At 36.3% G+C, this 2597-nt stretch carries 5 protein-coding genes; 1 reads left to right on the top strand and 4 read right to left on the bottom strand.

Annotated features, from left to right (window positions below; genetic code table 11):
- Positions 1-245: 245 nt before the first annotated feature.
- A complete protein-coding gene (locus CF596_RS14365) occupies positions 246-572 on the bottom strand; it encodes a hypothetical protein (protein WP_005108845.1) in 327 nt (108 codons plus the stop codon).
- On the bottom strand, positions 562-993 hold the full coding sequence (locus tag CF596_RS14360) for a hypothetical protein (protein WP_018680121.1): 432 nt from the start codon (positions 991-993) through the stop codon (positions 562-564). Before CF596_RS14360 ends, CF596_RS14365 begins: the two co-directional genes overlap by 11 nt.
- Before the next feature lie 106 nt (positions 994-1099).
- Here CF596_RS14360 and CF596_RS14355 point away from each other — a divergent pair, with 106 nt between their 5' ends.
- The gene (locus CF596_RS14355; protein WP_005108843.1) at positions 1100-1414 is read left to right on the top strand and encodes a hypothetical protein; all 315 of its coding nucleotides are present in this window, start codon (positions 1100-1102) and stop codon (positions 1412-1414) included.
- Between the two features lie 65 nt (positions 1415-1479).
- Here the strand turns inward: CF596_RS14355 and CF596_RS14350 are convergent, their stop codons facing one another.
- Both CF596_RS14350 and CF596_RS14345 read right to left on the bottom strand, forming a co-directional pair.
- Entirely contained in the window at positions 1480-1773 is a 294-nt protein-coding gene (locus tag CF596_RS14350) for a type II toxin-antitoxin system RelE/ParE family toxin (protein ID WP_004733298.1), read from the bottom strand.
- Positions 1774-1820: 47 nt separating this feature from the next.
- On the bottom strand, positions 1821-2597 hold a 777-nt coding region (locus CF596_RS14345; protein WP_143228715.1), incomplete at its 5' end, for an IS66 family transposase.

Here is a 2597-nt window from a genome sequence, read left to right as displayed (position 1 = left end):
TTCTGTTGCTTCATGCTTAATGTTTTCGTTAATGCGAGTAGTGACTAGTGCATTTGAAGCCATGTTAAGCTCCTGTGATTAACATTGTTAATCACACTATATTCTTAGATGAAGAAAAGTTCAATTCGTATAATCGCCATTATGTTAAATGGAGGTTAGATTGGTGGAAAACTCCAGTTTTTGAAACTTCAAATAGAAGCTCTTTCGTTCAATTAGTAATTGTAATTTCTATATAAATTTATATTCTATTGAATAATTATTTCATAAATTCTCCTATCATATTTGGCTGCATATGTAGCTACTTCTTGATTAATCTTTTTATGACTTTTATCTACATATGAAAAGATTATTGAATCCTCATTATGCTGCTCATAGTTGATGGCGTATTTATATTCCGAATAAGGATAAAGAGTACCTAAGCTATAAGTTTTTTGAGCACTGATATAAGTTATTTTAAGATCTGTGATTGGGGCATTGGTCCAATTTTTAATAGAAATATATCCATTCTTTTCTAATGGTTGGCATCCTATAATTAAAACTAATGCAAGACAGTAAAATAGGCTATTCTTCATTTTGGTAGTTCTGTTCAATTGGTCTTATGAGTCGACTAATAACTATAACTTTTGAGGTATCACAGCTAGGATCTACTTCAGTTATCCAAGAATAATTATTTTTTTCTAGAGGATAGGATTCTCCGCCTCCATATGCTGCTTTATCACCTAAAAAATAAGTATCCGAATCTACTTTTAGGCTCTTAGTTTCCATATCCCAATCTAGAGTTTTTGTAGCAAAAATTGGCAGAACTTTAGATCCATCAGCATGTTCTAGGTATAGGCATTTACCTTCCCTAATAAGCTTAGCCTCACTATAACTTGCATTATCTGCTCCCCCCGTATATTGAATACGTGGAACAACTATATTTGATTCAATTTTTTCTGTAACTGGACTACAGGCTGCAAGTAAACTTAATAAAATAAATTCTAATTTTTTCATATTAAAGGAATTTTTTGATAAAATAATAATAGAGAAATTAAAGCAAATTATTCCAAAAGGCTCTGATTAAAAATCGTTAAAATTAATAGATATATGAGATAAAATTATGAAAAAATTTTTATATTTTAATTTCTTAGCAATTATTTTGACCTACGTATCTTTGCTTTATCAAAAAAATATATTAGTTGACCGCATAGTTGTAGATAAGCTTGGAGAAGTTGAAGTCATAGCTGGGGGATTTCCTCTACAGTTCCTTATAGATGGTGAAACCTCTCCAGTCGGAAGTATAAGTATCAACCCTTTATTTATTTTCATCGGCATGGATCAATTTGTTTTTCTCAATTTTTTTATTGATTATTTATTTTGGATAAGTATTTTATTTGCTTTTTCTATGATTGTGAAAAAGTACAGAATTGTATAGATCTCCTAAAATTAACATAATGCACGTTATACGAAGCCAAAAATGGGGGCATGCAGCTCCCATTTTTAGTCTTTTATCCGCTTTTTTGCTTCATCATAAACAATGCTATCAGCTCGTTTTCCAACGGTAATTAGCAAAATAACTACCTGATCATCTTTGACCTGGTAAACAAGTCGGACACCAGCTTTTAATAATTTTATTTTATAGCAGCCTGCAAGATCACCTTTAAGCATATTCTTTGGAATATGTGGTTGCTCTATTACCTTAGCTAATTTTTTCTTGAATTGATCTCGTATAGCACTAGGAAGCTTTTCCCATTCTGCAGTGAAGTCCTTATGACGTAAAAGCTTATAAGTCATCTAATGTGACTTCCTCGTAAGCGTCCGCTGAACCCCATGCCTATTTTTTAATTTGAGTTGGATTTCCAGCGGTGTGGTAGCAATTCTTCAATCTGAGTCACTTTATGTGTCGGCAACCTTTTCAGCACATCACTTAAATAGGCATAGGGATCCAGCCCATTCAGCTTTGCTGACTGGATTAATGTCATAATATTGGCTGCTCGCTGACCGCTGCGCAGCGAACCTGCAAATAACCAGTTCTTACGTCCCAACGCCCAGGGGCGCATCTGGTTTTCCACCCAGTTATTGCAAATCGGTAGATTGCCATCATCCAGATAGCGGCTTAAGGCTGGCCAACGCTTCAGAGTGTAATTGATCGCCTTGGCGGTTGGAGAACTCGATGGCACAGTCAGTTGATGTTGGTTGAGCCATTCATACAGTTGTTGCATCACCGGTTGACTATGCTGTTGTCGGTATTCGCGGCGCTGTTCTGCTGTACCATCGGTCTTTTTCCTGAGTTCTGCTTCTATGGCATACAGTTTCTGAATCAGCACTAATGCCTGTTCAGCGACCTGACTTTTTTTGGTCACATGCAGTTCATGGAATTTACGACGCGCATGCGCCATGCAGCCCACCTCAATGACCTGACCTGATTTAAAGCGTGCTTTATAACCGCTGTAATCATCACAGACCAGATGGCCCTGCCAGTCTTTCAGGAACGCTTCAGCATGCTGACCTGAACGACTATCCTGAAAGTCATAGATCACGGCTTGAACTGGATTGTACTGTGTAGTGGCATAGGCCCAGACATAACCTTTCTTCGGTTTTTTATCATTCTCACCCAT

The sequence above is a fragment of the Acinetobacter sp. YT-02 genome (assembly GCF_002412355.1).
Taxonomy (GTDB): Bacteria; Pseudomonadota; Gammaproteobacteria; order Pseudomonadales; family Moraxellaceae; genus Acinetobacter; species Acinetobacter towneri.
The sequence above is the reverse complement of the archived record's forward strand: the minus strand, read 5'-3'. Positions and strand labels throughout refer to the sequence as shown.